We start from the raw sequence: 1566 nt of genomic DNA, 5'->3' as shown, positions 1-1566 counted from the left end.
TCCGGGTCGAGCACCTCGGCGACCCGGGCGAGGTGCCGCAGCTTGTCCTCGTGGCCCCCGGCGTGGGCGATGGCCACGGCCCGTCCCAGGTGCTGTTCGGCCTCGGTCAACCGCCCGGCCCGGGCCGCCTCCAACGCGGACCTGACCTGGTCGGCGTACCCCTCCTGGTGGGTGTAGTGGGCGACGGTCTCGTGCACCCGGGAGAACAGCTCCAGCTCCTCGCTCCACTCCACGTCCACCGGGAGTTCCGCCGGGTCGGACTCCCCGTCGGCGGGCACCCCCAGCCAGGCGACCCGACGGCGGGCACCCGAGGACATCGCGTCGACCTCCAGGGCGATCTGGTAGTCACGCCGGTCGGCCGGACCCCACGCGCCGATCGGGTAGTCGGTGGTGTGGTCCCCGACAGCCACCCCCCGGGCGGTCAGGTCGACGATGGTCGGGTAGACCTGCTTGACGAACCGCACCCGGGCCAGGCCGCCGGTGCGTACCCGCAGGCGGGCGGCGCCGGACCGGTGCGCGAGCGCCCGACCCAGCACCGTCGCGAACTCGTCGGCGAGCCCGGTCAGGTCCTCCACCGGGACGACGGGGTTGGCACCGAGCGCACCGGCGATGCCCAGCAACTCCGGGCCGTCCCAGTCGTGGACCCCGTCGGCCGAGCCGATCGCCCGACAGTCGACTGTGAACCGTCCGGTGCAGGCCCGGACCGCCGCCCGCAGGTCGCAGGCGCGCTGACTCTCGTTTCGGCCGTCGGTGAGCAGGATCGCGTGCCCGATCGCGTCCGCCCGGGTGGCCAGAAGGTCCCGGGCGAGCAGCAACCACTCGCCGATGGCGGTCCCGCCGTGCGGTGCCACCCGCCCCACCGCCCGTTTGGCCGCCGCCCGGGTGCTCTCGTCGGCCCGGGCCAGGGTCCGCCGGCCCGGATAGATCATCCGGGCCTGGCTGGTGCCCTCCACCACGGCGAAGGCGACCCCGTCGGGGAGGGCGTCGATCGCCGCGAGGGTGGCGGTACGGGCTGCCCGCATCTTGGCCTGGGGTGCCCCCATCGAGCCGGAGCAGTCGAGCAGGAGCACCTCGGCGAGACCGTCGTGGCGGGGGGCGGGCCCGTCGGCGGCGGCGCGGACGGCGGCGACGACGTCCACCGTCCCGCCCTCGGTCGGCAGGTACTCACTGTGGTGCGCGCTCAGGTCGAGCCGCAGGCCGTCCGCTTCGGTCACGGGGCCCCCTTCCTCGGGTCGCAGTGGCCGGTCACCACCAGGTGACCGGCCGGGTGGCGTTGGCGAGGTCCACGAGCGCGATCCGCTCCGCCCGGTCGGCGGTGGCGGCGGCCAGCCGACGGCACACCCGCTCGAAGGCCCGGCGCAGGTCGCGTTCGTCCAGTCGGTGGCCGAACAGGTGCCGACCGGTGTGCCGCCCGTCCCGCAGGTCGCCGTCGAGCGCCACCCGCAACAGGTACGCCTCGACGAGGTCCCGCTCGGCGAACGGAGGCAGCTTCTCCACGACGACGGCGGCGTCGAGGGCGGCGGTGAGCCGACGGCCGTCGTCGTCGGGTGCCTCCAGCAGCATCCG

General features: G+C 75.3%; 2 protein-coding genes. Both read right to left on the bottom strand.

Annotation, left to right across the window (positions count from 1 at the left end; genetic code table 11):
- The coding region (locus ABT336_RS27375; protein ID WP_350900484.1) for a vWA domain-containing protein at positions 1 to 1214 on the bottom strand (1214 nt) is incomplete at its 3' end.
- A 31-nt stretch (positions 1215 to 1245) separates the two neighbouring features.
- A partial coding sequence (locus ABT336_RS27370; RefSeq protein ID WP_350900482.1) for a tetratricopeptide repeat protein occupies positions 1246 to 1566 on the bottom strand: 321 nt, incomplete at its 5' end.

Origin of the sequence: Micromonospora sp. NPDC000207, from assembly GCF_040300925.1 — a bacterium.
Classification (GTDB): Bacteria; Actinomycetota; Actinomycetes; order Mycobacteriales; family Micromonosporaceae; genus Micromonospora.
The sequence above is the reverse complement of the archived record's forward strand: the minus strand, read 5'-3'. Positions and strand labels throughout refer to the sequence as shown.